The organism is Streptomyces sp. NPDC037288 (assembly GCF_055603265.1).
On the sequence record NZ_JBVJVY010000032.1, the window covers coordinates 1 to 24,719 of the forward strand.

Here is a 24,719-nt window from a genome sequence, read left to right on the forward strand (position 1 = left end):
CCCTCGAACTTGTCGGCGAACTCCCGCATGGCGTCCGCCATGTGACGGTAGTCGTCCTCGTCCACATTCGGAAAGTGGATACCGATGTAGTCCAGAACCTGGTCCAGCCAGCCCGGGATCGTGTAACCCATCCCCGTGCAACCCCCGTCAGTCCCACAGTAGTTCGTTCAGTGCAACGAACAAAGACGCGAACGATTGAACGTTAGTTCCCGGAGAGGGCAGGAGCGACGGGGAGGCGGTGAAAATCGGTCATGCGGCAGGGTGCCGGTCCTCGCAAGCCTATGGCGTCGGCGATCCAGCAGCGGCACCGTCGAAGCATGGCGACGGTGATCAGCAAGACGCGCTGCGGGGCTTCGCGCAATTCGGTGACGAGTGTGGCGATCTCCTTGCGCCGGTCGTCCCGCGCTTTGCGAGCCGTTGCACACCGCTGGCGGAATCCGTGGTCGGCGGGAGCCGCCTCGCGGGCGCGGCGCACCGGTTCCGCGAAGGTCGCGATCGTGCAAGGCCGAGCTGTACGGGGCGATCCGTCGGGACTGCGGACTGCCGTGCTGGGCCGTGATGCGCAAGCGCGGCGTGGTCCACGCCGAAGTGCAGGAAGCCTTGTGGCCGGCCTACGGCACGGCGGGCGTGCTCGGGCGGCTCCGACAGCCGGCCCGGCGCCGGGTGCGTGGACGGGGGAGCCGGCTCAGCGGAGCCGGCGGACGGCCAACTCCTTTTGGACACGCAGCGTTTACATACGTTCGACCCGTCGACCGGCGGGACTTGTTAAGGTGTTACTCATTGGTAGCAAGTTGAGTGGGGGGCAAGGGGAGACCTGTGGCCATCTCGCCGCCGGGCGAGTGGCGAGACGGATGACCTGGCAAGGGGGCCGGGTCAACGGCTTCTGCGCGTGGATATCACGCGGCCATCGAACTCCAGTTCCCTCACCCGCTGACCCGGACAGGTGGGACTCGACACATGGCTCGTTCCCTGGTCGAATTACTGACCGTACACGCGCAGCAACAGCCCGACCGTACCGCCTACCGGTACCTCCTCACCGGCGACTGCGACGGGGACACCCAGGAGATCTCCTACGGACAGCTGGCCCACCGCTCCCGGGCCGTCGCCGCCTGGCTCCAGGACCGCGGCCTGGCCGGCTCGCGCGCCCTGCTGCTCCATCCGCCCGGCCTGGAGTTCGTCTCCGCCTTTCTGGGCTGCCTCGCTGCCGGCGTGGTCGCCGTGCCGGGCGTGCCCCCGAGGGGACGGTCGCAGAACCACCGCGCTCTCATCCGGATGAAGCGTCTGATGGCCGACTCCGACACCAAGGTGATCCTCGGCGACCGCGACGTCATCCACGCCGTGCGCACATGGACCGAGCAGCTGCCCGAACTGGACACGGTCCCCCGCGTCGCCACCGAGGACATTCCCGACGACGCGGCCGGCTCCTGGCACGCCCCCGACCTCACCGCCGACTCGGTGGCCTTCCTCCAGTACACCTCCGGCTCCACCTCCGCCCCGCGCGGTGTGGCGGTCACCCACGGCAACCTGCTGGACAACGAGCGGATCATCACCGAGCGGATGGGGCACACCCCGGACGCCCTCGTGGAGCACGACCGGGAACTGATCCTCAGCTGGCTCCCCGTCTACCACGACATGGGCCTCATGGGACCGGTGCTGAACACGCTGTACCTGGGCGCCACCGCCACGCTCTTCTCGCCGCTGCACTTCCTGCAGAGCCCCGGTCGCTGGCTGACCGCGATCAGCCGTTACCGGCCGCACACCAGCGGCGGCCCCAACTTCGCCTACGAGCTGTGCCTGAAGCACGCCACCGCCGACCTGGTCGACAGCCTCGACCTGAGCGCGTGGAAGGTCGCCTTCAACGGCGCCGAACCGGTGCGCGCGGCCACGCTGCGACGGTTCACCGAGACCTTCCGCGCGGCCGGCTTCCGCCATGAGGCGTTCTACCCCTGCTACGGCCTGGCCGAGGCCACCTTGATGGTCACCGGCGGTGCGGTGGACGTCCCGCCCACCCTGCTGGAGGCCACCGGGACCGGCCCGCACGCCGGCGAGGCGGACGCGGCCGCCGTGGGCTGCGGCCGGCCCGGGACCGGGATCACCGTGGTGATCGCCGACCCTGAACGGCAGGAGGAACTGCCCGAGGGCGAGGTCGGCGAGATATGGGTCGCCGGCGCGAGCGTGGCCAAGGGCTACTGGCGCAACACCCTTGCCACCCGTGAGACGTTCCGCGCCACCGTGACCGGCCGCGAGGGCCGCTTCCTGCGCACGGGCGACCTCGGCTTCCTGCGGGACGGCGAACTGTTCGTCACCGGCCGCCTGAAGGACCTCGTCGTCATCGACGGGCGCAACCACTACCCGCAGGACCTGGAGCTGTCCGCGGAGTTGTCCCACCCGGCACTGCGGCCCGGCTGCACCGCGGCGTTCTCCGTGAACGCAGGCGGTGTGGAGGGCGAACAGGTCGTCGTGGTGGCCGAGGTGGCGCCCGAGGCGGCCGGCGAGGCCGAGAAAATCACCGACCTGGTGCGCGGCGCGATCGGCCAGGCCCACGGCCTGTCGGTGCGGGACGTGGTGCTGGTCCACCCCGGCACCATCCCGAAGACGTCCAGCGGGAAGATCCAGCGCCGCGCCTCCCGGGCGGCCTACCTCCACGGCACCCTCGCCCTGGTCGACGTGCCCGTCACGGGATGACCCCACCGCCACCGGCGCGCCCGCCCGCGCCGGTCGCACGTCCGACCCCCGCGGCCGTACGTCCGTCGACTTCGGCCGTACGTCACCCGATGTCAGCCGTACGCCGCTGCCGCATGCCGTCGTGCGGAATCCGCCCGCGTCACCAATGCTTGAGGACACCTGCCCAGATGCCTGTGAACGAGCCCCGGAAGCAGTCGACCATCACGCCCCTCACCACCGCCGAGGACGTACGGGCCTGGCTGGGGTCGGCCGTCGCCGAGGCCGCCGGGCTCGACCCGCTGGCCGTCGGCCCGGACCGGCCGATTGCGGAATTCGGGCTGGGATCACGCCAGTTGGTGACGCTGGCCGCCGAACTCTCCGCACGGACCGGCCGACCAGTGGAGCCATCGCTCGTCTTCGACCACCCCACGATCGCCGCGCTGGCCGACGCGGTCCTCGGCGATCCGCCCGCCCCGGCGGCCGGACCGGTACGCGCCGAGGCTCCGGCGCGGGCGGCGGACGACGACATCGCCATCGTCTCCATGGCCTGCCGCTTCCCCGGCGGCGCCGACGACCCCGAAGGGCTGTGGCGGCTGCTCGCCGCCGGCGAGGACGCCATCTCCGAGGTACCGTCGGGCCGTTGGGACACCCAGAACCTCTACGACCCCGACCCCGAGGCCACCGGCAAGGCGTACACGCTGCGTGGCGGCTTCCTCGACGGCATCGACCGCTTCGACGCCGCCTTCTTCGGAATCTCGCCCCGCGAGGCCGACGCCATGGACCCGCAGCAGCGGCTGCTGCTGCAGACCAGCTGGGAGGCGATCGAGCGGGCCGGGATCGTCCCCGAGACGCTGCACGGCAGCCTCACCGGCGTCTACATCGGCCTGTACGACAGCGGATACCTCGCCTCCGCCTCGCTGGCCCAGCTCGACGGGCACGTCGGCACGGGCTCGGCACCCAGCGTGGCCTCCGGGCGCATCGCCTACACCCTCGGTCTGCAGGGCCCGGCGGTCACGGTCGACACCGCCTGCTCCTCCTCCCTCGTCGCCCTGCACCTGGCGGCCCGCGCGCTGGCGGCAGGCGAGTGCGACCTCGCCCTCGCGGGCGGCGCGAGCCTGCTGGTGACCCCGCGGGCACACGTGGAGTTCAGCAGGCTGCGCGGGCTGTCGCCGTCCGGGCGGTGCAGCCCCTTCTCGGCCGACGCGGACGGCGTGGTGTGGGCCGAGGGCTGCGGGGTGGTGCTGCTCAAGCGGCTCGCCGACGCCCGCCGCGACCGCGACCGGGTGCTCGCCGTGGTCAAGGGCTCGGCCGTCAACCAGGACGGCCGCAGCCAGGGGCTAAGCGCCCCCAACGGCCCGGCGCAGGAACGGGTGCTGCGCGCCGCCCTCGACGCCGCCGGACTCGCACCGGACGACGTGGACCACGTCGAGGCGCACGGCACCGGCACCCGGCTCGGCGACCCCATCGAGGGTCGCGCACTGGCCGCCGTCTTCGGACCGGGCCGCCCCGCCGCCCGGCCCCTCGGCCTCGGCTCGCTGAAGTCCACCATCGGTCACACCCAGGCCGCCGCGGGCATCGGCGGCGTGATCAAAACGGTGCTCGCCCTCGGGCACGAGCTCATACCGCCGTCCCTGCACGCCGAGACCCTCACGGAGCACGTCGACTGGGCCGGCAGCGGCCTGGCCGTGCACGGCAGCGCCCGGGCGTGGCCGCGCGACGGCGACCGCGTGCGGCGGGCCGGGGTGAGCGCGTTCGGCATCAGCGGCACCAACGCGCACGTCGTGCTGGAGGAGGCACCACGGGACGTCCTGGAGGAGGCACCGCAGGGGGTCGTCGCACAGGCCGGGGCGGAGGCGGAGCCGCCCGGCCCGACGCTCTTCCCGCTCTCCGCCCGCACCCTCCCCGCACTCCGGGGACAAGCCGCCAGGCTGCACGCACATCTCGCCGCGCAGCCGGAGCTGCCGCTGCCCGCCGTGGCCGCGACGCTGGCCCACCACCGCACCCACTTCGAGTACCGTGCCGTGGTCCAGGCGGCCGGCCGGGACGAACTGCTGACCGCGCTGCGGGCCCTCGCGGAGGGCCGGCCCGATCCCGGCCCGACCGCCGGCCCTCGGCGGACGCTGCCCGCGGGCAAGGTGGCCTTCGTCTTCCCCGGCCAGGGTGCCCAGTGGTCCGGCATGGCACGTGACCTGCTCGAACGAGATCCCGTGTTCGCCGACGAACTCGACCGCTGCGACGCCGCCCTGCGACCGTTCACCGGCTGGTCCGCGGCGGCGGTCCTGCGCGGCGAGGCGGGAGCCCCGCCCCTGGACCGCGTCGACGTCGTCCAGCCGGTGCTCTTCGCGGTGATGGTGTCCCTGGCCGCGGTATGGCGGGCCCGTGGCGTCCGGCCGGACGCCGTGATCGGGCACAGCCAGGGCGAAGTGGCCGCGGCCTGCGTCGCCGGCGCGCTCAGCCTCAACGACGCGGCCGCGGTGGTCGCCCTGCGCAGCCGGGCCCTGAACGAGCTGTCCGGCACCGGCGCCATGGCCGTCGTCGCCCTGCCGCACACCGAGGTCGTCACCCGCCTCGACGGTCTCGGCGGCCGGGTCACGGTCGCCGCCGTGAACAGCGGCCGGTCGACCGTGATCGCCGGTGACGTGGAGCCGCTGGAGGGCCTGCTCGCCGACCTCGACCGGGAACAGGTCTTCGTCCGCCGGCTCGACGTCGACTACGCCTCCCACAGCGTCCGGGTCGAGCCGGTCCGCGCGACGATCCTCGACGAGCTCGACGGCGTGACCACGTACCCCACGTCGGTCGCCTGGTACTCCACCGTCACCGGTGAGCCGGTCACCGAGGAGCTGGAGGCCGAGTACTGGTACACCAACCTGCGCGAACCCGTCCGCTTCGCGCCCACCGTGGAGCGCATGGCGGCAGACGGCTACCGCCACTTCGTCGAAATCGGCCCGCATCCGTCCCTGCTCACCGCCCTGCACACGATCGGCGAGGACTCCGGCCACGAGCTGGTCGCCGTCGGTTCCCTGCGCCGGGACGAGGACGGACCCGCCTGCCTGGACCGCGCCGCCGCCGAACGGCACGTCCACGGAGGGCGGATGGACTGGCGGCGCCTGGTCGCCGACACCGTCCGGGCGGACCTGCCGACCTACGCCTGGGACACCCGGCGCCACTGGATCGCACCCGAGCCCGCTTCGGGCGGGCCCGGCCTGTTCGACCGAGCCGCGCACCCGTTGCTCGGCGTCCAGTTGCAGTCGGCCGACGAGACCCGCTGGACCTTCCGCAACGAGTGGTCCCCGGCCACCGCCGACTGGCTGTCCGACCACACCGTGTTCGGCCGGACCGTGGTGTCCGGCACGACCCTGCTGGAGCTGTGCCGGGCCGCCCTCGCCGTGGCCCGCCCGGACGACCCGGCCGACGTGACCGACCTGCTGCTGCTCGCACCCCTCGTGCTGCCGGCCTCCGGCACGGTGGAGGTGTCCGTCGAGGTGGTCACCGCCGGCCCGGCACCGGAGATCACCGTGCACAGCCGCCCGCGCGGCCAGGAGACCACCGGCTGGACCCTGCACGCCACCGCCTCGGCGGCCGGGGCGACCCCGGTGGCGGCGCGGTCGCCGGTGTGGCCTCAGGCGGCGGAGCCCGCCTGGAGCCCGGACACCTACGAGCGGCTGACCGGGCTCGGTCTCGGCTACGGTCCGGCCTTCCAGGGCGTACGGGAGGCGGTGGTGACCGGCGCCGGTGAGCTGCTGGCCCGGCTGTCGCTGCCGTCCGTGGCCCACGACCTGGCCGACCCCTACCCGGTCCACCCGGCGCTGCTGGACGCCGCGCTGCACGTGGCAGCGGCCCTCGAAGGGGGCGCCGCCTCCGACGGCCGGGTGCTCCTTCCGGTCTCCGTGGGCCGCGCCGCGCTGTCGCCGGGCCGCGCCGACGACCTCACCGCGTCCGTGCGCTGCACCGGTGCCGCCGGCACGGATCTCACCCTGGACGTGACGCTGTGGGACGCCGACGGCTTCCCCGCGGGTCGGCTGGAGGGGGTACGGCTGCGGGCCGCGAGCCCGGCGGACCTCGCAGGCGGTTCGGGCAACGGGCGGCACCTGTACGAGGTGGCCTGGACGGCCGCGCCCGAACCGCCCGCCGAGGCACCGGCCGGTGACTGGACCGTCGTCGGCGACCCGTCCGACCCCGACGTCGCCGCGGCCCTGCGCGGCCTCGAAGCGTTGGGGGGCCAGGTGCGCGACACGGGTGGCGAGGTCCTCGTACGTTTCCGGCCGCGGCCGGCGCCCGACGCCGGACCGGACGCCGGCGCAGGGGAGTTGGCGACAGGTGACCCGACCGCCGTGGATGACGCGTTCGCGGCGGACGTCGTTGCGGCCTCGCGCCGCTTCGAAGCGTTGGGGGGCCAGGTGCGCGACACGGGTGGCGAGGTCCTCGTACGTTTCTGGCCGCGGCCGGCGCCCGACGCCGAAACGCACGCCGCCGCACGGGAGGTGACTCAAGCCGCGCTGGCCGAGCTGCAGACACTCGCCGCACAGGAGGAGGCACCCGCCCGGACCGTCTGGGTGACCCGCGGCGCGGTCGCGGCCGACGACCGGGACACCGTGCCGGGCCTCGCCCAGTCGGCGCTGTGGGGCCTGGCCCGCAGCGCCCGTGCCGAGCATCCGGACCTCGGGCTGATACTGCTCGACCTCGAGGACACCGATCCCGCGGCTGCCCTGCTCGCCGCCGTCGCTCACCGGGACGAGCCCGAACTCGCCGGGCGCGCGGGCACCTTGCTCGTACCCCGGCTCGTGCGCGCCCGCGCCGCCGACACGGACCGTGCACGGACACCCGTCGACGGCACCGTACTGATCACCGGAGGCCTCGGCGCCGTCGGACGCCACATCGCCCGGCTCCTCGCCGAACAGGGCGTGCCCCGCCTGCTGCTGACGTCCCGGCGCGGAGCCGACGACCCGCGCACGGCCGGGGTCACCGCGGAACTGGCAGCGCTCGGCGCCGAGGTGGAGGTGACGGCGTGCGACGTCACCGACCCGGCGGCCCTGGCCGGCGTCATCGGTCCCGTCGCCGGCGAACTCCGCGGCGTCGTGCACTGCGCCGGTGTCCTGGACGACGGGGTGGTCGCCGAGCTGACCCCCGAACGCCTCGCGCGGGTGCTGCGCCCCAAGGCCGACGGCGCCGCCCACCTGCACCGGCTCACCGCGGACGCACAGCTCGACCTGTTCCTGCTGGTCTCCTCCGCCGCCGGTGTCGTCGGCAACGCGGGCCAGGCCAACTACGCCGCCGCCAACACCTTCCTCGACCAGCTCGCCCACCACCGGCGCGCCTTGGGGCTGCCCGCGGTGTCGGTCTCCTTCGGCGCCTGGGCGGGCGAGGGCCTCGCCGTCGAACACGCCGACCTGGAGCGGATGGCCCGCCTCGGCCACCGCGCCCTGACTCCGGAACAGGGCCGCGACCTCGTCGAACTCGCGCTGCGCCGGGACGCCCCGCACCTGGTCGCCTGGGCCCTTGACCTGCCCCGCCTGCGCGAGACCACGGCCGGCGCGGGCGGCGGTGCGGCCGCGCTGTGGCGCTCCCTGCTGCCCGCGCCCCGCACCGGGCAGGACGGCGCGGACGGCCTGGCGGACCGGCTGGCCCTGCTGCCGGAGGCGGAGCGCGCCGACCGCGTCCTGGCCCTGGTCCGCGAGGAGGCCTCCCGCGCCCTCGGTCTGCGCTCGGCGGAGTCCGTCCGCCCCGACCAGCCGCTGCGCGACCTCGGCATGGACTCGGTGACGGCGGTGGAGCTCCGTAACCGCATCGGCGCCCGCCTCGGCTCCCGGCTCCCGGCCACCCTGCTGTTCGACCACCCCACCCCGGCCCGCCTCGCCGAGCACCTGCTGGCCACCGTGATCGCGACGAGCGGCCCCACCGCCCGCCGTCCCGCGCCCGCCGCGCCGCACACCCGCAGCGCGGCGCACGACGAGCCGGTCGCCCTGGTGGCCATGGCCTGCCGCCTGCCGGGCGGCGTGGGCGACCCGGAGGAGCTGTGGCGGCTGGTCGCCGAGGGCCGTGACGCGGTCGGCCCGTTCCCGGCCGGGCGCTGGGACGTCGAGTCGCTGTACGACCCCGACCCGGAGGCGCCGGGCAAGTCGTACGCCCGGGAGGGCGGCTTCCTGGACGACATCGAGTCCTTCGACGCGGGTTTCTTCGGCATCACCCCGAAGGAGGCCGCCGCCATGGACCCGCAGCAGCGGCTGCTGCTGGAGACCGCGTGGGAGGCGCTGGAGCGCGCCGGGATCGTCCCCGCCGAACTGGCGGGCAGCGCCACCGGCGTGTACGTCGGCATGTTCGGCAGCGACTACCTGGCGGGCTCCCGGCTCGACCAGCTGGACGGGTACGTCGGCACCGGGTCGGCGCTCAGCGTGGCCTCGGGCCGGCTGGCGTACGCGCTGGGGCTGCACGGCCCGGCGCTGACGGTGGACACGGCGTGCTCGTCGTCGCTCGTCGCCGTGCACCTGGCGGCGCAGGCGCTGCGGTCGGGCGAGTGCGACCTGGCGCTGGCCGGCGGTGTGACGCTCATGGTGACCCCGCAGACCTTCGTGGAGTTCAGCCGGCTGCGGGGCCTGTCCGCGACCGGCCGCTGCCGCTCCTTCTCCGACGACGCCGACGGCGCCGTCTGGGCCGAGGGCGCCGGCATGCTCGTACTGAAGCGGCTGAGCGACGCGCGGCGGGACGGCGACGAGGTGCTCGCGGTGCTGCGCGGCACGGCCGTCAACCAGGACGGTCGCAGCCAGGGCCTGTCCGCGCCCAACGGCCCGGCGCAGGAACAGGTGGTCCGGCGGGCCCTGGAGCTGTCCGGCCTCGAACCCGCCGACATCGACTACGTGGAGGCGCACGGCACGGGCACGACGCTGGGCGACCCGATCGAGGCGAACGCGCTGGCGCAGGTCTTCGGTGACTCCCGTACCCGGCAGCGCCCGCTGTACCTGGGCTCGCTCAAGTCCAATCTCGGGCACACGCAGGCCGCCTCGGGCATCGCCGGGCTGATCAAGGTGGTGCAGTCGCTGCGCCACCGGATGCTGCCGGCCACCCTGCACGCCGGCACACCCAGCCGGCACGTCGAGTGGGACGGCAGCGGTCTGCACCTGCTGCAGGAAGCCGTGCCGTGGCCGGCGGCGGGGGAGCGCGTCCGGCGGGCCGGGGTCAGCGCTTTCGGGATCAGCGGGACCAACGCCCATGTGATCGTCGAGGAGGCCCCGCCGTCCGCGCCGGAGCCCGAGCCCTCAGAGGAACTCCCACCCGGCAAGCGGCTGTTCGTGCTGTCCGGGCGGAGCGAGGCCGCGCTGCGCGGGCAGGCCGCACGGCTGGCCCGGCACCTGACCGAGGACACCGCGCTGCCGGACGTCGCCCACACCCTGGCCCGGCACCGCAGCCACTTCCCCTGGCGGGCGGCGGTCACGGCGGGCGACGTGGACGAACTGCGCGCCGCCCTCGACGCGTTGGGCAGTGGACGGGCGCAGCCGGCCACGCCACGCGAGGAGGAGACGGGCAAGGTGGCCTTCGTCTTCTCCGGGCACGGCGGCCAATGGCCGGGCATGGGCCTGGAGTTGCTGGCCGGTTCCGGGGCGTTCCGCGAGGAGCTGACCCGGATCGACGAGGCGGTCCAGCGGCACCTCGGCTGGTCGGTGCTCAACGCGCTGCGGGCACCGGAGGAGTTCTCCCCGCTGCACCGGACCGAGTGCCTGCAACCGGTGCTGTTCGCGGTCAACGCGGCGCTGGCCGCCGCGTGGCGGGCCCTCGGCGTGGTCCCGGACGCCGTGGTCGGGCACAGCCTGGGCGAGATCGCCGCCGCGTACAGCGCGGGCGCCCTCGGCCTGGACGAAGCCGTGGCCGTGGTGACCGGGCGGGCCCGGGCCGTGGTCCCGCTGGTCGGGCAGGGCGGCATGGTCGCGGTGGAGCTGCCGCGGGCGCGGGTCGAGGAGCTGCTCGCCCCCTACGCGGACCGGTTGTTCGTCGCCGCGGTCAACAGCGCGGGCTCCACGGCCGTCTCCGGCGCCGCCGACGCGCTGGCCGGGCTGCGCCGACACCTCGAGGAGCGGGGGATCACCGTACGACCGCTGTCGACGCCGTTCGCCTCGCACACCCCGCTGATGGAGCCCGTGCGCACGGAGTTGCTCGACCGCTTCTCCGGCATCCGGGGCGCACAGGCGCCGACGCCGCTGTACTCGACGGTGCTGGCCGAACCCGTCTCCGGTGACCGGCTGGACGCCGACTACTGGTACGCCAACCTCAGCCGGCCCGTCCGTTTCGCCGACACCGTCCGACGGATGCTGGACGACGGCTACCGCTACTTCGTCGAGCTCAGCCCGCACCCGTCGCTGCTGTCGTCCATCGAGGCGGTGGCGGCCGAAGCCGGGATCGACGTGGCCGGCATCGGCTCGCTGCGCCGTCAGCAGGACGGACCCGACGTCCTGCTGCGCAGGGTCGGCGAGTTGTACGTCGCGGGGCACACGCCCGACTGGCCGGCGCTGTTCCCGCAAGGCCGTCGCGTCGATCTGCCGACGTACGCCTTCGCCCGCGAACGCCACTGGCTCACGCCCGCCCCGGTCACCGCCACGGGCTGCTCACCGCTGCTCGGCACGCACGTCGAGTCCAGTGACGAGCCCGACCGGCATCTCTTCCAGGGCGACATCGACCTGCGCGACAGCCGCTTCGCCTATCTCGGCGACCACCGGGTGGACGGCGAGGTCTGGCTGCCCGGCGCGGCCTTCCTCGCCATGGTGCTGGAGGCCGCCACCGCGGTGCAGGACGGTCGCCAAGTCCACCTGAGTGAGATCGGGTTCGTGCAGCCGTTGCGGATGGATCCCGAACGGCCCGTACGGGTGCAGCTGGTGCTGCGGCCCACCCGGGACGGCTTCCGGTCCTTCACCGTCGCCTCCGCGGCCGCCGGTGAGCGGCGCCCGCGGTGGGAGCGGCACGTCAGCGGACGCGTCGCGGTGACCGGCGAGCAGCCGCCGGCCGACGTGCGGCTCACCGCCGTGCGTGAGCAGTGCACGCAGGACGTGGACCTGCCGGCGGTGTACGCCGGGCTGACCGCCCTCGGCATCGACTACGGCCCCGCCTTCCGGGGCCTGGAGCAGGGCCGCCGCGGCCACTCGGCGGCCCTGGGCCGACTGGCCGCCAGGCCCGCCGCGGGCCATCTGCTGCATCCCGCGGTCCTCGACGCCGCGTTCCACACGGCCGCCCTGCCCCAGGGCGCGCCCGAGGGCCGGGCGTTCGTGCCCGCCGGGGTGGGACGGCTGCGGTTCACCGGCCTGCGCACCGCGCCTGCCTGGGCCGGCTGCGAACTGCGCTCCGTGTCCGGCGACACCGCCACCGTGGACCTCACGATCTGGGACGAGGACGGTCAACTCGTCCTGGAGATGGAGGGGTTCCGGCTGGCCGCGCTCTCGCCGCTGGACGGCGCCCTCTTCGAGACCCGCTGGCACCCGCGCCCGGTGGCGCAGGAGCCGCCGGTGAAGGGCAGCTGGCTGATCCTGGCCGACGACACCGGGGTGGCGGACGCGCTCGGCGAGCGGTTCGGCTCCTCGGTGCCGCATGTCGTCGCCCGCAGGGGCAACGCCTTCGCCGTCGAGGGACCGGGACGCTACGTCCTCGATCCGGCCGACCCCGATCACCTGGCCCGGCTGATGGAGGAGGCCTTCGCGGGCGGACAGCCCGAGCAGGTGGTGCAGCTGACCGCCCTCGACGCCCCGGCGATCGGCGACACCGGATCGGCCGAGGAGGCGGCGCGGCTGTGCTGCCTGAGCACCCTGCACCTGGTGCGCGCCCTCTCCGGCCGTCCGCAGGGCCGGGCTCCGCGCCTGTTCGTGGTCGTACGCGGCAGCCAGGCCGCCGGTGACAGCACCGGCGTGACCAACCCGCAGCAGGCGCTCGCCTGGGGCTTCGGGCTCGCGGTGGCGCAGGAGTACCCGGAGCTGTCGACCACGCTGATCGACCTGCCGCCCACCGACGGCGTCGACGCCCTGTGGGCCCAGCTCAGGCACGCCGACGACGAACGGCTCGTCGCGCTGCGCGGCACCGGCCGCCTGGTGCCGCGCCTGGCCCACACCCGCCCGGACGACGGCGGTCACTGCGAGACCTTCGTGGACGGTGTGCACCTGATCACCGGCGGTCTGGGCGGCCTCGGCCGTGTCGTCGCCGAGCGGCTGGTCCGCCGTGGGGCCCGCCGACTGGCTCTCATGAGCCGGGGCACGCCCGACGCGGAGGCCAGGAACTGGATCACGGGTCTGGAGGAGCGAGGCGTCACCGTGCACCTGGCCCGCGCCGACGTCGCCGACCGGGAGAGTCTCACGGCCGCCCTGGACGCCGTACGGCACGCCTGCGGACCGGTCGCCACGGTCGTGCACACCGCCGGTGTGCTCGACGACGCCACGGTGGCGAACCTGACCGACGAACGCGTCCTGCGCGTCCTCGCCCCGAAGGTCCTGGGCACCGCTCTGCTCACCGAGCTGATCCCGGAGGCCCGGAACCTGGTCCTGTTCGCCTCCGCGGCAGGACTCCTCGGGTCGGCCGGGCAGAGCCCGTACTCGGCGGCGAACGCCTTCCTCGACGCCTGGGCACACCACCTTTCCCGCACCGACCGCCGGGCGCTGAGCCTGGACTGGGGTGCCTGGGCCGGTGTCGGCATGGTCGCCGGGTCCGGCACCCGGGCCGCCGAGACCAGCCGCTCGGGCCTGGTGGCCTTCTCGCCGCAGGAGGGCGGCGAGCTGTTCGAGCGGGTCCTGGCCACCGCCCGCCGCCAGCTCGCGCCGATCGTCCTGGACCGGGAGATGCTGGCGCTCGTCCCCGACGTCGTGCGCACCCGCCCGATCCTGGGCGACCTGGTCAACGTCCCGACGGGCACGGCCGCCTCGGACGGCTTCGTCAAGAAGGTGTTCGCGGCGACGACCGACCAGGACCGCGCCACCTGGCTCGAGGCGTACGTCCGGGCCCGGGTCGGCGAGGTCTCCGGAGGAGCGGTCGACGTGTCGGCGACCACGGCCCTGAAGGAACTGGGCCTGGACTCCCTCATGCTGGTGCGGTTGCGCAACGCCTTCGTCCGCGAACTGGGCGTGGAGCTGCCGGCCGCGGACGTGTTCGCGGCGTCCGACATCCGCGGCCTCGCCCAGGCCCTGGCCGAGGGCCTTCCGGAGCGGGGCGCCGTGGCGCGGCAGCCCTCCGGCGACCTCGTCGGGGAGGTCCCGGAGACCGAACGGCGGCCCGCGACGCGCGACGTCGTACGACTGCTGCGCAGCGCCCGGCCGGGCATGCCGGACGCGGCGCACGGCATCGGCCTCGCCGTACGGCTGACCGCGCCGACCACCCCGGAGACGCTCACCGGCATCCTCACCCGACTCGTCGCGCGCCACGCGGCCCTGCGCACCGCCATCGTCACCGGGGAGGAAGGCGTCCGGCAGCTGCGCGTGGACCGGGAGCCGGCGGAGCCGGTGCTGCGCTGCACGGTCGTCGAAGGCCCACTCGACGCCGCCGAGCACCTGCGCACCCTGCTGGAGCCGCCGTTCGACCTGGCGACGACACCACTGTGGCGGTTCGAGCTGCTGGACGGCGGTGCACAGGGCCGGATTCTGGTGTTCGGCGCCCACCACGCGGTCAGCGACCTGCAGTCGCTGCTGCTCGTGGCCGGGGAGATCGACGCGGAACTGTCCGGCACCCCCCTCGACACCGCCGTCACCAACCGCGACATCGCCCTCCTCGTCGAGGCCCAGCAGGGCGGTGAGGGGGCGGGTGCCGAATGGCGCGAGCACTTCCACGGCAGCGAACGGCTCGACCTGGAGCTGGCCCGGCCGCGCCCGGCGACCCGGTCCTACCGGGCCGGCAGCGTGACCGTGACGATTCCCGACGGGCTGATGGAACGGGTTGCGGCGGCCGCGAGCAGGCTGGCCGTCACTCCCGCCGCCTTCTGCCTCGGCACCCTGACGGTGCTGCTGGCAAGAAAGCGGCAACGGGAGCGGTTCGTGCTCGCCGTGCCCGTGGACACCCGCATCCACGCCGACGCGTACGACGCGGTGGGCTTCTTCGGCGTGCCGGTGCCGTTCCCGGCCGAGGCCCGCGCGGGCGAACAGGTGGCCGAGGTGCTGCGCCGCACCGACGCGCGCCTGCAGCGGGTCCTGGCCAAGGGAGCCGTGTTCTCCGATGTCCTGGCCACCCTGGCCCGGCAGGGCCTGCACCGGGAGAACGCACCGCTCGTCGAGGTCTACTTCAACTACGTACGGTCCTCCCGCCACCTCACCCGGCTGGAGGTGCTGCCGGTCGGCACCGGCTACTCCGACCTCGACCTGATGATCACCATGACCCCGGACGCGGCACGCGTCCGGCTCGACCACAACCTGGACATCCTGGACGCCGCGACCACCGCCGAGCTGGGAGAGGAGTTGCTGCGGTTGCTCGCGGAGACGGCTGAGGACCCGGCGGTGCCGGCACGCGCCGGCATCCGGGCTCCCGCCGGTACGGGGCCCGCACCTCGCCGGTCCCTGGCCCTCGCCGCCAGCTTCGCCCTCGGCAACCTCCCGCTGATGTGCGAGGCGGCCGTCGCGAACGGGGCCGAGGACGGTGGACCGGCGATCACCGAGGCGCCGTACCACCACGTGCTCGCCAGTCTCCAGGACCCCTCGGGTGTCTTCGCCGACCCCGCGACCGCGGTGGGGGCGGTGCTGCTGCGGGCGGTGGACCTGGAGCGCTTCGGCCCGGTCGACGACGCACTGCTCGCCGAGCTGCGCACCGCCTACCCGGCCGCGCTGAAGGCCCTGTCGGAACGCACCCGCAAGCCGCTGATCGTCGGCTTCCTGCCCGCCGCCCGTCAGGAGGACCGACTGACGCAGTGGGAGCGCGGGGTCGCCGCCGACCTGGCCGGCCTGCCCGGCATCGCGGTGCTCGGCACCGACGACTGGACCCGGCACCACCCGGGCGGCGAACGCTTCGACGAGCGGACCGAGCGGCTGGCCCACCTGCCCTTCACCCCGCCCTTCCAGGCGGCCGTGGCACTGCGCCTCGCCGACGTCGTACGGGCGGTGCTGCGCCCCACGCCCAAGGTGATCGCGGTGGACGGCGACGAGACCCTGTGGGGCGGGGTCGCCGGCGAGATCGGCCCCGAGGCCGTCGACCTGACCGGTCCGCGCGCCCTGCTCGCGCGAAGGCTGCTGCAGTGGCGCGAGGCGGGCGCGTTGCTGGCGCTCGTCAGCAACAACGACGAGGCCACGGTCCGCGCCGTCCTGGACCGCCCGGACAGCCTGCTGAAGGCGGAGCACCTCAGCGTGCTGTCGGCCGCCTGGGGACCGAAGCCGGGCCGCCTGGCCGAGGCCGCACGCACGCTCGGCCTCGGCCTGGACAGCTTCCTGTTCCTGGACGACAACCCCGCCGAGATCGCCAAGGTGCGCTCCGCGCTGCCGCAGGTGCTGTCGGTGACCTGCCCGCCCGCGGACGAACTTGAGGAGTTCCTGGGCCGGTTGTGGCCGCTGGTCCCCGCGGCGGTGACCGCCGAGGACGCGCTGCGGGCCCGGTTCTATGCGCAGGAACGGGAGCGGGAGACCGTCCGCGCAGCCGCCGGGTTCGAGGAGTTCCTCGCCCAGCTGCAGCTGGAGGTCGACATCCGGACGCTGTCCGAGGCCGACGTGCAGCGGGCTGAGCAACTCGTCCGCCGCACCAACCAGTTCACGCTCCACCCTCGGTCGGCCGACGGCGGCGACGTCGCCCGGTGGCGGGAGCGGGGCGAGGTGTGGACGGCGGCGGCCCGGGACCGGTTCGGTGACTACGGGCAGATCGCGCTGCTCGCGCTCTGTGCCGAAGGCGATCAACTGGATGTCCTGGGCTGGCTGATGAGCTGCCGGGCGCTCGGCCGAGGGGTCGAGGAACACCTGTTGCGGTGGCTGGCCGGCCGTGCCGAGGAACTGGGCTGCACGAAGGTCCGGCTGACGGCGGAGCGCACGGAGCGCAACGTACCGGCGCGGCGACTGGTGGCCGCGCTCGGCGGCGGTGACCAGGACGACGAGCGCCTGGAGGCCGTGGTCACACCGGAGCACCTGAGGGCGTTCCGGTCCTGGGAGCAGCGGTGAGGACGTCCGCAGCAGCAGGTGAGGACTTCATCGCAAGCAAGGACCTGGTCGCAAAGCAAGGGCCTTGCCGGAAGGCAACGGAAAGGACGGGCACATCGTGGAAGGGCTTTCATGCGTGACGTGACGGAGGACTCCGGGCAGCGGGCGACCGCCGAGGCGATCGAGCGTGGTGGCGGCGGGCTCGGCGTGGACGACCTGCTGGCCAGGGTGATGCAGGCCGCCGCCGGTGCGGATTCCGGCGCCGCCCCCGCCCCGCCCCGGGACGTGGACGGCGTGGCCGCCGCCATCGCCGCCGCGGCGGGCCGCTACCTGCCCGCCGGACACCTGTCGCCCGACGCCGACTTCTTCGACGCGGGGGGCACGTCCGTGCACGCCGTGGAACTCGTCGCGGAGCTGGAGGGCGAGCTGGGCATCGAGTTCGGTCTGGACGAGGTGTTCGCCGACGCCCGTCCGATCAGTCTCGCCCGGCGCTGGCTGCAGGCGACCGGGGCAGAGGCGTCGAGCGAGGCCGCCCCGCCGGCCGTGCACGCGGGGACCCCGGCGCCCACGGCCCGGGGCACTGTGCAGGGCCCGGCCGCGGGAACGCTGTCGGCCTCCGGCGCGGAGGCTGCTGCGGTTCCGGCCCCCGGCACGCTGCCGCCTTCCCATGCGCGCACTGCTCCGGCCTCGGCCCCGGGCACCCCGCTCTGCGATGCGGGTGCGGTACGGGTGCCGGCCGCCGGCACGCTGCCGGTTTCCGGCGCGGGCGCTGTCGCGGTTCCGGCTCCCGGCACACTGCCGCTCTCCGCAGCGGGCGCTGTTCCGGACCTCGCCCCGCGCACCCTTCCGATCCCGACTCCGCGCACCCCACCGGCGCTCCGCCCCCGTGCCGGCAGTGGCGACGACCGGTATGCCAGGGCCCGCCGCGAGGACCTCGACCAGATCCTCGCCGATCTGGCCCTCGCCGACCGCCTGCCGTTCGCCGACGTGCCCGAGCCGCTGCCGCCCCGCCGGATCCTGCTGACCGGCGCCACCGGCTTTCTCGGCAGTCATATGCTGCTCGACCTGCTCCGGCACAGCGACGCGCATGTCTATTGCCTGGTGCGCGCGGCCGACGACGAGGCAGCCGTCGCCCGGCTCGGAGAGGCGCTGAAGAGCCACCGGCTGCCCTGGTCGTCGGAGGTGCGGCGCCGGGTGACCGTGCTGCCCGGCGACATCCGGCGGCCGCGGCTCGGCCTGTCCGACGAACTGTGGCACACGCTCGCCCGCGAACTGGACGGCGTCGTGGGCGTGGCCGCGGCCGTGGACTTCCTGCGCGGCTACCAGTCGCTGCGGGCGAGCAACGTCCTCGGCGCGCTCACCCTCGCCGAACTCGCGGCCACCGGGCGGCCCAAGCCGCTGCACCACATCTCCTCGATCGCCGTGTTCAACGAGGTCGGCATCACCTCCATGGGCGAGGACGACCCCCTCGCGCACGTCGACCGGCTCGTCTCGGGCTACGACCAGTCGAAGTGGGCCGCCGAGGTGGCCCTGCGCCGTGCCCGCGACCACGGCCTGGTCGTCACCGCGCTGCGCCCCGGCGGCATCGGCGGCCACACGAAGACCGGCGCCTACAACCCGCAGGACCTCAGCAGCGGCCTCGTCTCGGCCTTCGGCCGCTTCCGCACCGTACCCGCCTTCAACTACCTGAACGCGGCACCGGTGGACTGGGTGAGCCGGGTCGCCGTCGCCGCGATCTGCGAGCCCGACGCCTGGGGCTACGACTACAACCTCACCGGCGTGCCCAACACACTCGACGACGTCGTCCGTGACATGGCGCTCGGCGGCATGCACGTGCGCGTCCAGGACTGGGACGAGTGGCGCACCGACGCCCTGGCCCGCCTGGCGGCCGAACCGGTCCCCGAACTCGCCTTCCTGACCAGGGTGTTGCAGAGCCCCACCGCCCTCAGGCTGTGCGAGGCGACCCTGAAGGGCCCGGCGGCCACAGGCGCGCGCACCGCCGCGCTGGTCGCGGCTCTCGGGCTGCCGCCCGCGGCCCGCTACGACGCGCAGGCCCAGCTGAGGACCTTCGAGCGGCTCGCCGAGGACGGCCTCGCCCGGCTGCCGCACAAGGACGATCAGCCCTATCTGTGGTTCTCGGAGACGACGGAGGGCAGTGTGGGACCGGTCGGCGCCCCCGCCGACAGCCCCTGCTCCATGGCGCTCACCCTCTCCATCGCGAGCATGTACCAGCTGGTGAAGGAGCGCCGGGTGGACGTGACCGGCGAGGTCGTCTGTACTGCCATACATCCCGAGCCGCTGGCCGTCGAGCGCGGCGACATCTGGATCCGCCCCGAGGAGGGGATCCCGCAGCAGCACGGGCTCAGCCACCAACTGCTGCGCTGCCGGCTGCGGTTGCGCGCTGCCGACGGCGGCCACTGGTGGCTGGAGGGCCACAAGTACGCCCGGGCGCGCCGCGACCTGTGGCGGCAGACCCGTGCGCTGACCGTGCGGATCGGCCGCGAGGGCGAACCGGCGAGCCTGCAGGGCGAGGTCGTGGTGCCCGCGGACTCCTACGTCCGCGACCAGATCGACGGCATCAAGGTCGACCCGCGTCTGTCCGGCCAGGAGAAGCGGGCCGCCAAGCTGACCTGGCTCACCTGGTTCGGCCTGGAGATGGGCCGCGGCCTGCTCGGCCCCTTCGCCCGCGCCGCCGCGGACCTGCTCGACCTGCGCCGCACCCCGACCCTCACGGAGCACCACCGATGATCTTCAGGACGACCGCCTCCCGCGTCGGCGGGCCGGCGCTGCGCCGAGTCAGGACCACCGCGGCCCTGCGCCCGCTCCAACACCGCCTCGACCCGGCCCGCGTCGAGGAGATCCCCTTCCGGGCCGACGACGGCGTCCGCCTCGGCCTGACCCGCATCGACACCGGCGCCGCGGACCGCCCCGCCGTGCTGCTCCTGCACGGACACACCGCGTCCGCCGACATGTTCCTGCTGCCGGAGACCCGCAATCTGGTCGACGTCCTCCTCGACGACGGCTACGAGCCCTGGCTGCTGGACTGGCGGGGCAGCTGCCGGCTGCCGTACAACGAGACCGGCCAGAGGTACACGTACGACGACGTGGCCCTGTACGACATCCCCGCGGCCGTCGAACACGTTCGCGAGCGCACAGGCGACCGCCCGCTGTTCGTGGTCGCCCACTGCATCGGCTCGCTCACGCTGTCCCTGAGCATGGCGGCGGGACTGGTGCCGGGCCTCGCCGGCGTGGTGTCCCAGGGTGTGTTCCTGACGCCGAAGCTCGCCGGCCGGACATCGCTGCGGATGTCGCTGGCGGGGGAGCTGCTGAAGACGCGGATCGACCACATCCCGGTCGACTTCCGCAAGGTGGGCCTGTGGTCGAAGTACACCCCGCTGTTCGCACTGGCGTCACGAGGGGCGAGCTGCCCGGACCCGGCCTGCCAGATCCTGCACAACTCCGCCTGGGGCACGGGTGCCTCGCTCTTCGTGCACGAGAACCTGTCCGAGGCCACCCACGACCGCCTCGCCGACCTCCTCGGCCCCGCGCCGCTGTGGATCCTGCCCCACCTGCGCCGCATCGAGCTGGCCCGCAGCGTGGTCCGCTGGCACGACACCGACCACCGCTACCGTGCCCTGCCGCCCAATGCGCTGGACGCGGCCGGCCGTATCGACACCCCCGTGCTGCTGCTCGCCGGCAGCGACAACGGGCTGTGGCTGGACTCCCAGCGGCTCTGCCACGACGTACTCGCCCACCGCCAACCCCAGTTGGACGTGTCCTACACCGAGATCCCCGGTTACGGCCACCTGGACACATTCCTCGGCCGGGGCGCCGCCCTGGACGTCTTCGGTCACATCCTCGACTTCCTCGGCGGACGGCGGTGACGGACGGCTGGCCGGCCGGCCACCGAACCCGCCGGTGACCGAACCACGCTCCAGGAAGCACCGCATACCGCAGCTCGCCGCCGACGGAGCGGAACGCCGTACGACGTGGCCCCGGGCTCCATCCCGGTATTACGGCCCGAGTCACATGCGGACAACCAGGCCACCATGTTCAGCCTTCAACGAGAACCGCTCGATCTCCGTCGCGACGGGTTGGTTGAGATGCTCTGGCCGGCGGCAGAGCGCACACGGCGGATTCGCGGCTCCGGGGTGGGCTCAGCGCTTTCTGGAAGGGCGGCAAGGGCTGGGCCTCGCCGCCGTGTCGCTCGCCGGGCTGCTGCTGCCGTTCGCGGTACTCGCCTTCGGCGTGCTGGGCCGTCGGGGTTGCGGGCGGCGTCGTGGGCGGAGGGCAGGGGATGCCGTCATGGGTGAGTCGGAGGGCGATGGCCTCGTCGCTCATGCCGTCGACGTAGTCGGCACCGGCAGGGTTCGTCGGCCCCCGACGCGTTGCCTGACGTCACGAACCCTCTTCACCCTCCCGATCACGGGCAGAACGCCCCCGTACGGTAGCCGGTCCGCTACGGCGCGAGACACCGGTTCGGCGATCCGTGCCCGCTCGTTTCCGCAGTTTGGCCACCAGCGGGCGGCACGCGTCGATGAAATCGCTGAGCTGCCGAACGAGACCTTGGAGTACGAAGAGGAGTACTGACAGTACGCCACCCCATGCCAGCAACCAGAGGACGGCCTGAGAGTCCACTTGCCCGGTTCCCTTCTGTGAGGGTGGCCGAACTGAGCAAGCATGTGGCAGGTCTCAGATCGACCACCACACCCTGTCGAGTGTCCAAGTGATCAACTGAGGCCCTGCCGACGTCCAGGCCGCGTATTCGGTTAGTGCCTTGACGCCGCCCTCGGCGCCCGAGCGGGACGTCGGGCCCGCAATCCCCCCAGATACGATTTCGACCGCAACACGTTCACCGGACGGGTCGGTACCGCGGATCTTCCCCGCTGGACCCTGAGACCCCGAACTGCGTTGCGGCGGGAAGTCGCTGGCAAGTGCGCCTTCCGCAAGGGAGGTTAATGCGCCACCCGCTGTGATCACAACGGCCATGCGAAGGCACTACGGGGGGCGATAAAGGGAGTGCGTGCGTTCGAGCCGCTGAGGTACGTTCCTACCTGTTCGAAGGGGGACCCGAAGTGGCGAAACTGAACCAGATCATCGCTGTCGAGAAGGGTGTCAAGAGCAAGTCGCTCCAGGACATCACCGCCGCGCACCACAAGGTGCAGAAGCCGGCCCTGCTGGCCGGTATCTCGCGCACGTACCAGCCGAAGGACGAGGAGGGCGAGCAGCTGCCGCCCGAGTCCACGCGGGTGCAGGTGCAGGCCGAGGACGTGCTGCGGGGGATGTCCGCGTCGCTCACCCGGCTCTTCGACGTGACCGCCACCAAGGACTGGGCGAACTGCACGGCCCGCGCGGACGTCACGGTCGACGGCCGCACGATCGTCGCCGACGTCCCGGTCAGCTACCTCCTGTTCCTGGAGAAGCAGCTCACCGACCTGCACACGTTCATCAGGAAACTCCCCACCCTCGACGCCGCCGAGTCCTGGTCCCACGACCCGTCGACGGACTGGTGGAAGACGGACCCGGTGCGCACGATCCGTACGAAGAAGGTCCCGCGCAACCACGTCAAGGCGGAGGCGACCGAGAAGCACCCGGCCCAGGTCGAGGTGTACTACGAGGACGTGCCCATCGGGTACTGGACGACCGTGAAGTTCTCCGGAGCGCTTCCGGCGCGGCGGGTGAACGAGCTGGTGGAGCGGGTCGAGAAGCTCCAGCAGGCGGTGAAGTTCGCCCGTGAGGAGGCCAACGGCGCCGAGGTCACCGACCAGCGGGTTGGCGACGCGGTGTTCGGCTACCTGTTCGGCTGACACCGGCCACGGGTAGCATCCACGATCGCCCCCGCGTGCGAGCGCGGGGGTGCGCGACAGGCGCGGACCGGATTGAGGACCGGTTGGCGCAAGGAGCGCAAGCTGACACTGAAGTTCAGCCTGAAACACGCGGTGACAGTGAAGGTTCGAGTCCTTCCCCCGGCACAGCACCACCAACGGGCCGGGGTAGCCCAACACGGCAGAGGCAGCCGCGGTCAATCTCAGACTCTCGCTCCAGTCTCAGCATCGCCGCCGATCGCCGGATCGACCGGGGCCGGACGAACGCCGTCGGATGCGAGTTCGACTCTCGCCTGCACCTCTCACGTGGTGCGGTAGTTCAAAGGAAGAACACGACGGCATGATGACTGATCCGTCCTCTTAAACGCCGCCGGCGTGCGCAATTGGGTGGCATCCCCAGGGGCCCGGGAGCTGGATACGACTCCCGGGCCCCGCCACGTTGCCGCGGGAGTATCCCGTGTGCCTCGCAAGGAAGTTGGGATAACCTTGCCAGCCGTGTGCGGTCGCGGGGGCCGACTCCGCCGCATCCCATCCACGGACGAGGGGGAAGCACGTGGACCCGAACGCCCTGGCGGTCGCCGGAACCGCCGGTACGGCTGTCGTGACGCTGATGGCGACTGACGCCTGGGGCCAGACCAAGCGCGGTGTCGTGTCCCTGTGGCGGCGCTTCCGCCCGGAAGAGGCCGAGGAGATCGACGGTCTCCTGTCCGGGTCCCGGGAGGCTCTGCTCGCAGGCGGGGCACCCGGCGATCTCGAGAGTGAATGGCAACTGCGTCTCGCTACCCTGCTGGCCCGGCATCCCGAGGCCGTGGCCGCCCTGGAGTCGCTCCTGAAGGACCTGAGCACTGACCGCGACGGCCAGGAGATCAGGGGAAACGTGCACCTCGAGGCACGCGCGGAGGGCCAGGCCCAGGTGTACCAGTCCGCACGCGACCAGACCGTCAACCACTACCGCTGACCGCATGGACGAGCCAGAAGCCAGAACCGGCGCCATCCGTCTGTGGGGCAGCGCCTCGGACCACGGCGGTGTGTATCAGGCGGGCCGCGACCAGACCGTGACCCACGTCAACGTGCACCTGGGCCCGGCACAGACGGGTCCGGCCGGCTCCGCCGCCCTCAGCCCCCGGGTCACGCCGGAGACCGCGCGCCTGCACGCGCAGCACGTCATCGACGCGCTCACCCTGGCGTTGACGCACTACAGGGAACGATGCGCCGCCCTTGAGGACGAGGCCCGTCGCGCACGGGCGGAGGGCCGTCGCGAGGCGCTCCGCGAGGTGGAGGAGAGGCTGCGGGACGCTGAGTGGCGGGTCATGCGGGCCCAGGCGAAGAAGGAAGAGGCCGAACGCGAACGTGCGCGCCTCGAGGAGCTGATGGCCCGCGCCCGTTACCGCGCGACGGCGGAGAGCCGTCCCCGGGCAGCGAACTGGCGGCCGTCGGACGACCAGCAGGCCTTCGACAGCGTGCTGGCCGCGGCCGACGACGAACTGCGTGCGATCCGCGCGGAACTGCGCGCCCTGACCGACGATCTCCAGCGGGACGAGGGGCTGCCCGGCTCGGCGAAGGTCGTACGGGGCGAGTCCGCACCGGCGTCACCGACCGAACCGGAGCCCGCAACCGACGAGGTGGCCGGCGCGGCGCCGACGGGCATCCTCGCCTCTCCGGCGTCACGCACCAGCCCTGCGGCGTCCACCGTGAAGCGGAGGAACGTCAGACGCGCCGCCGACCTGGGACGGGGCCGACGGTACGTGGGCCGGCTGTTCTTCACCGTCTCGTTCGCTCCCATGCCCGTCGCCGGAGCGGCCGTCAGGGCGACGTTCTCCCGCGACCCGGGAGTGGCGGTCGTCTGGGACATCCTCTTCCCGGTCGCGGCCGTGCTCCTGGCCACCGCCGCGGTCGCCCTGCTCCTCGTCCCCGCCAGGCTGGCGTACGCCTGGGGTCAGGACGAGGGCGTGCACTCCCTCAGCTGCGCCTTCCACGCGGTCGTCGGCGTGGTCACCTTCGTCGTCGGCTGTTCGCTGGCCCCGGGAACGCTGCCCGTCCTGACGAGCGCGGGCCGCCTGCTGGCCACCTACGGCGGACCACTGTGACCACGTCGAGTGGGTCCGCGTTCCGTGCCGTCCATCCGTGTCCCGAGTAACCTGGGAGCCGTAACCACTGTCAGTGACGGGGCAGT

At 73.4% G+C, this 24,719-nt stretch carries 7 protein-coding genes; all 7 read left to right on the forward strand.

The features are described 5' to 3' along the window. Positions 1-957 precede the first annotated feature (957 nt). The 7 genes from ACZ7GZ_RS29625 to ACZ7GZ_RS29655 all read left to right on the forward strand — a co-directional run bounded on the left by ACZ7GZ_RS29625 (position 958) and on the right by ACZ7GZ_RS29655 (position 24,633). The gene (locus ACZ7GZ_RS29625; protein WP_471028840.1) at positions 958-2,685 is read left to right on the forward strand and encodes a fatty acyl-AMP ligase; all 1,728 of its coding nucleotides are present in this window, start codon (positions 958-960) and stop codon (positions 2,683-2,685) included. Between the two features lie 167 nt (positions 2,686-2,852). Next, positions 2,853-16,742: an SDR family NAD(P)-dependent oxidoreductase gene (locus ACZ7GZ_RS29630; RefSeq protein ID WP_471028841.1), complete on the forward strand. Its 13,890-nt coding sequence runs from the start codon at positions 2,853-2,855 to the stop codon at positions 16,740-16,742. 111 nt (positions 16,743-16,853) lie between these two features. Beyond that, positions 16,854-19,469 carry a thioester reductase domain-containing protein gene (locus ACZ7GZ_RS29635; RefSeq protein WP_471028843.1) on the forward strand — a complete coding sequence of 872 codons (2,616 nt, stop codon included), beginning with the start codon at positions 16,854-16,856 and terminating at the stop codon, positions 19,467-19,469. Beyond that, on the forward strand, positions 19,466-20,605 hold the full coding sequence (locus ACZ7GZ_RS29640) for an alpha/beta hydrolase (RefSeq protein ID WP_471028844.1): 1,140 nt from the start codon (positions 19,466-19,468) through the stop codon (positions 20,603-20,605). Before ACZ7GZ_RS29635 ends, ACZ7GZ_RS29640 begins: the two co-directional genes overlap by 4 nt. A gap of 1,191 nt (positions 20,606-21,796) precedes the next feature. Continuing rightward, on the forward strand, positions 21,797-22,528 hold the full coding sequence (locus ACZ7GZ_RS29645; protein ID WP_471028845.1) for a DUF7873 family protein: 732 nt from the start codon (positions 21,797-21,799) through the stop codon (positions 22,526-22,528). 571 nt (positions 22,529-23,099) lie between these two features. Further along, positions 23,100-23,504 carry a hypothetical protein gene (locus ACZ7GZ_RS29650; protein ID WP_471028846.1) on the forward strand — a complete coding sequence of 135 codons (405 nt, stop codon included), beginning with the start codon at positions 23,100-23,102 and terminating at the stop codon, positions 23,502-23,504. Positions 23,505-23,508: 4 nt separating this feature from the next. Beyond that, the gene (locus ACZ7GZ_RS29655; RefSeq protein WP_471028848.1) at positions 23,509-24,633 is read left to right on the forward strand and encodes a hypothetical protein; all 1,125 of its coding nucleotides are present in this window, start codon (positions 23,509-23,511) and stop codon (positions 24,631-24,633) included. Positions 24,634-24,719 lie beyond the last annotated feature (86 nt).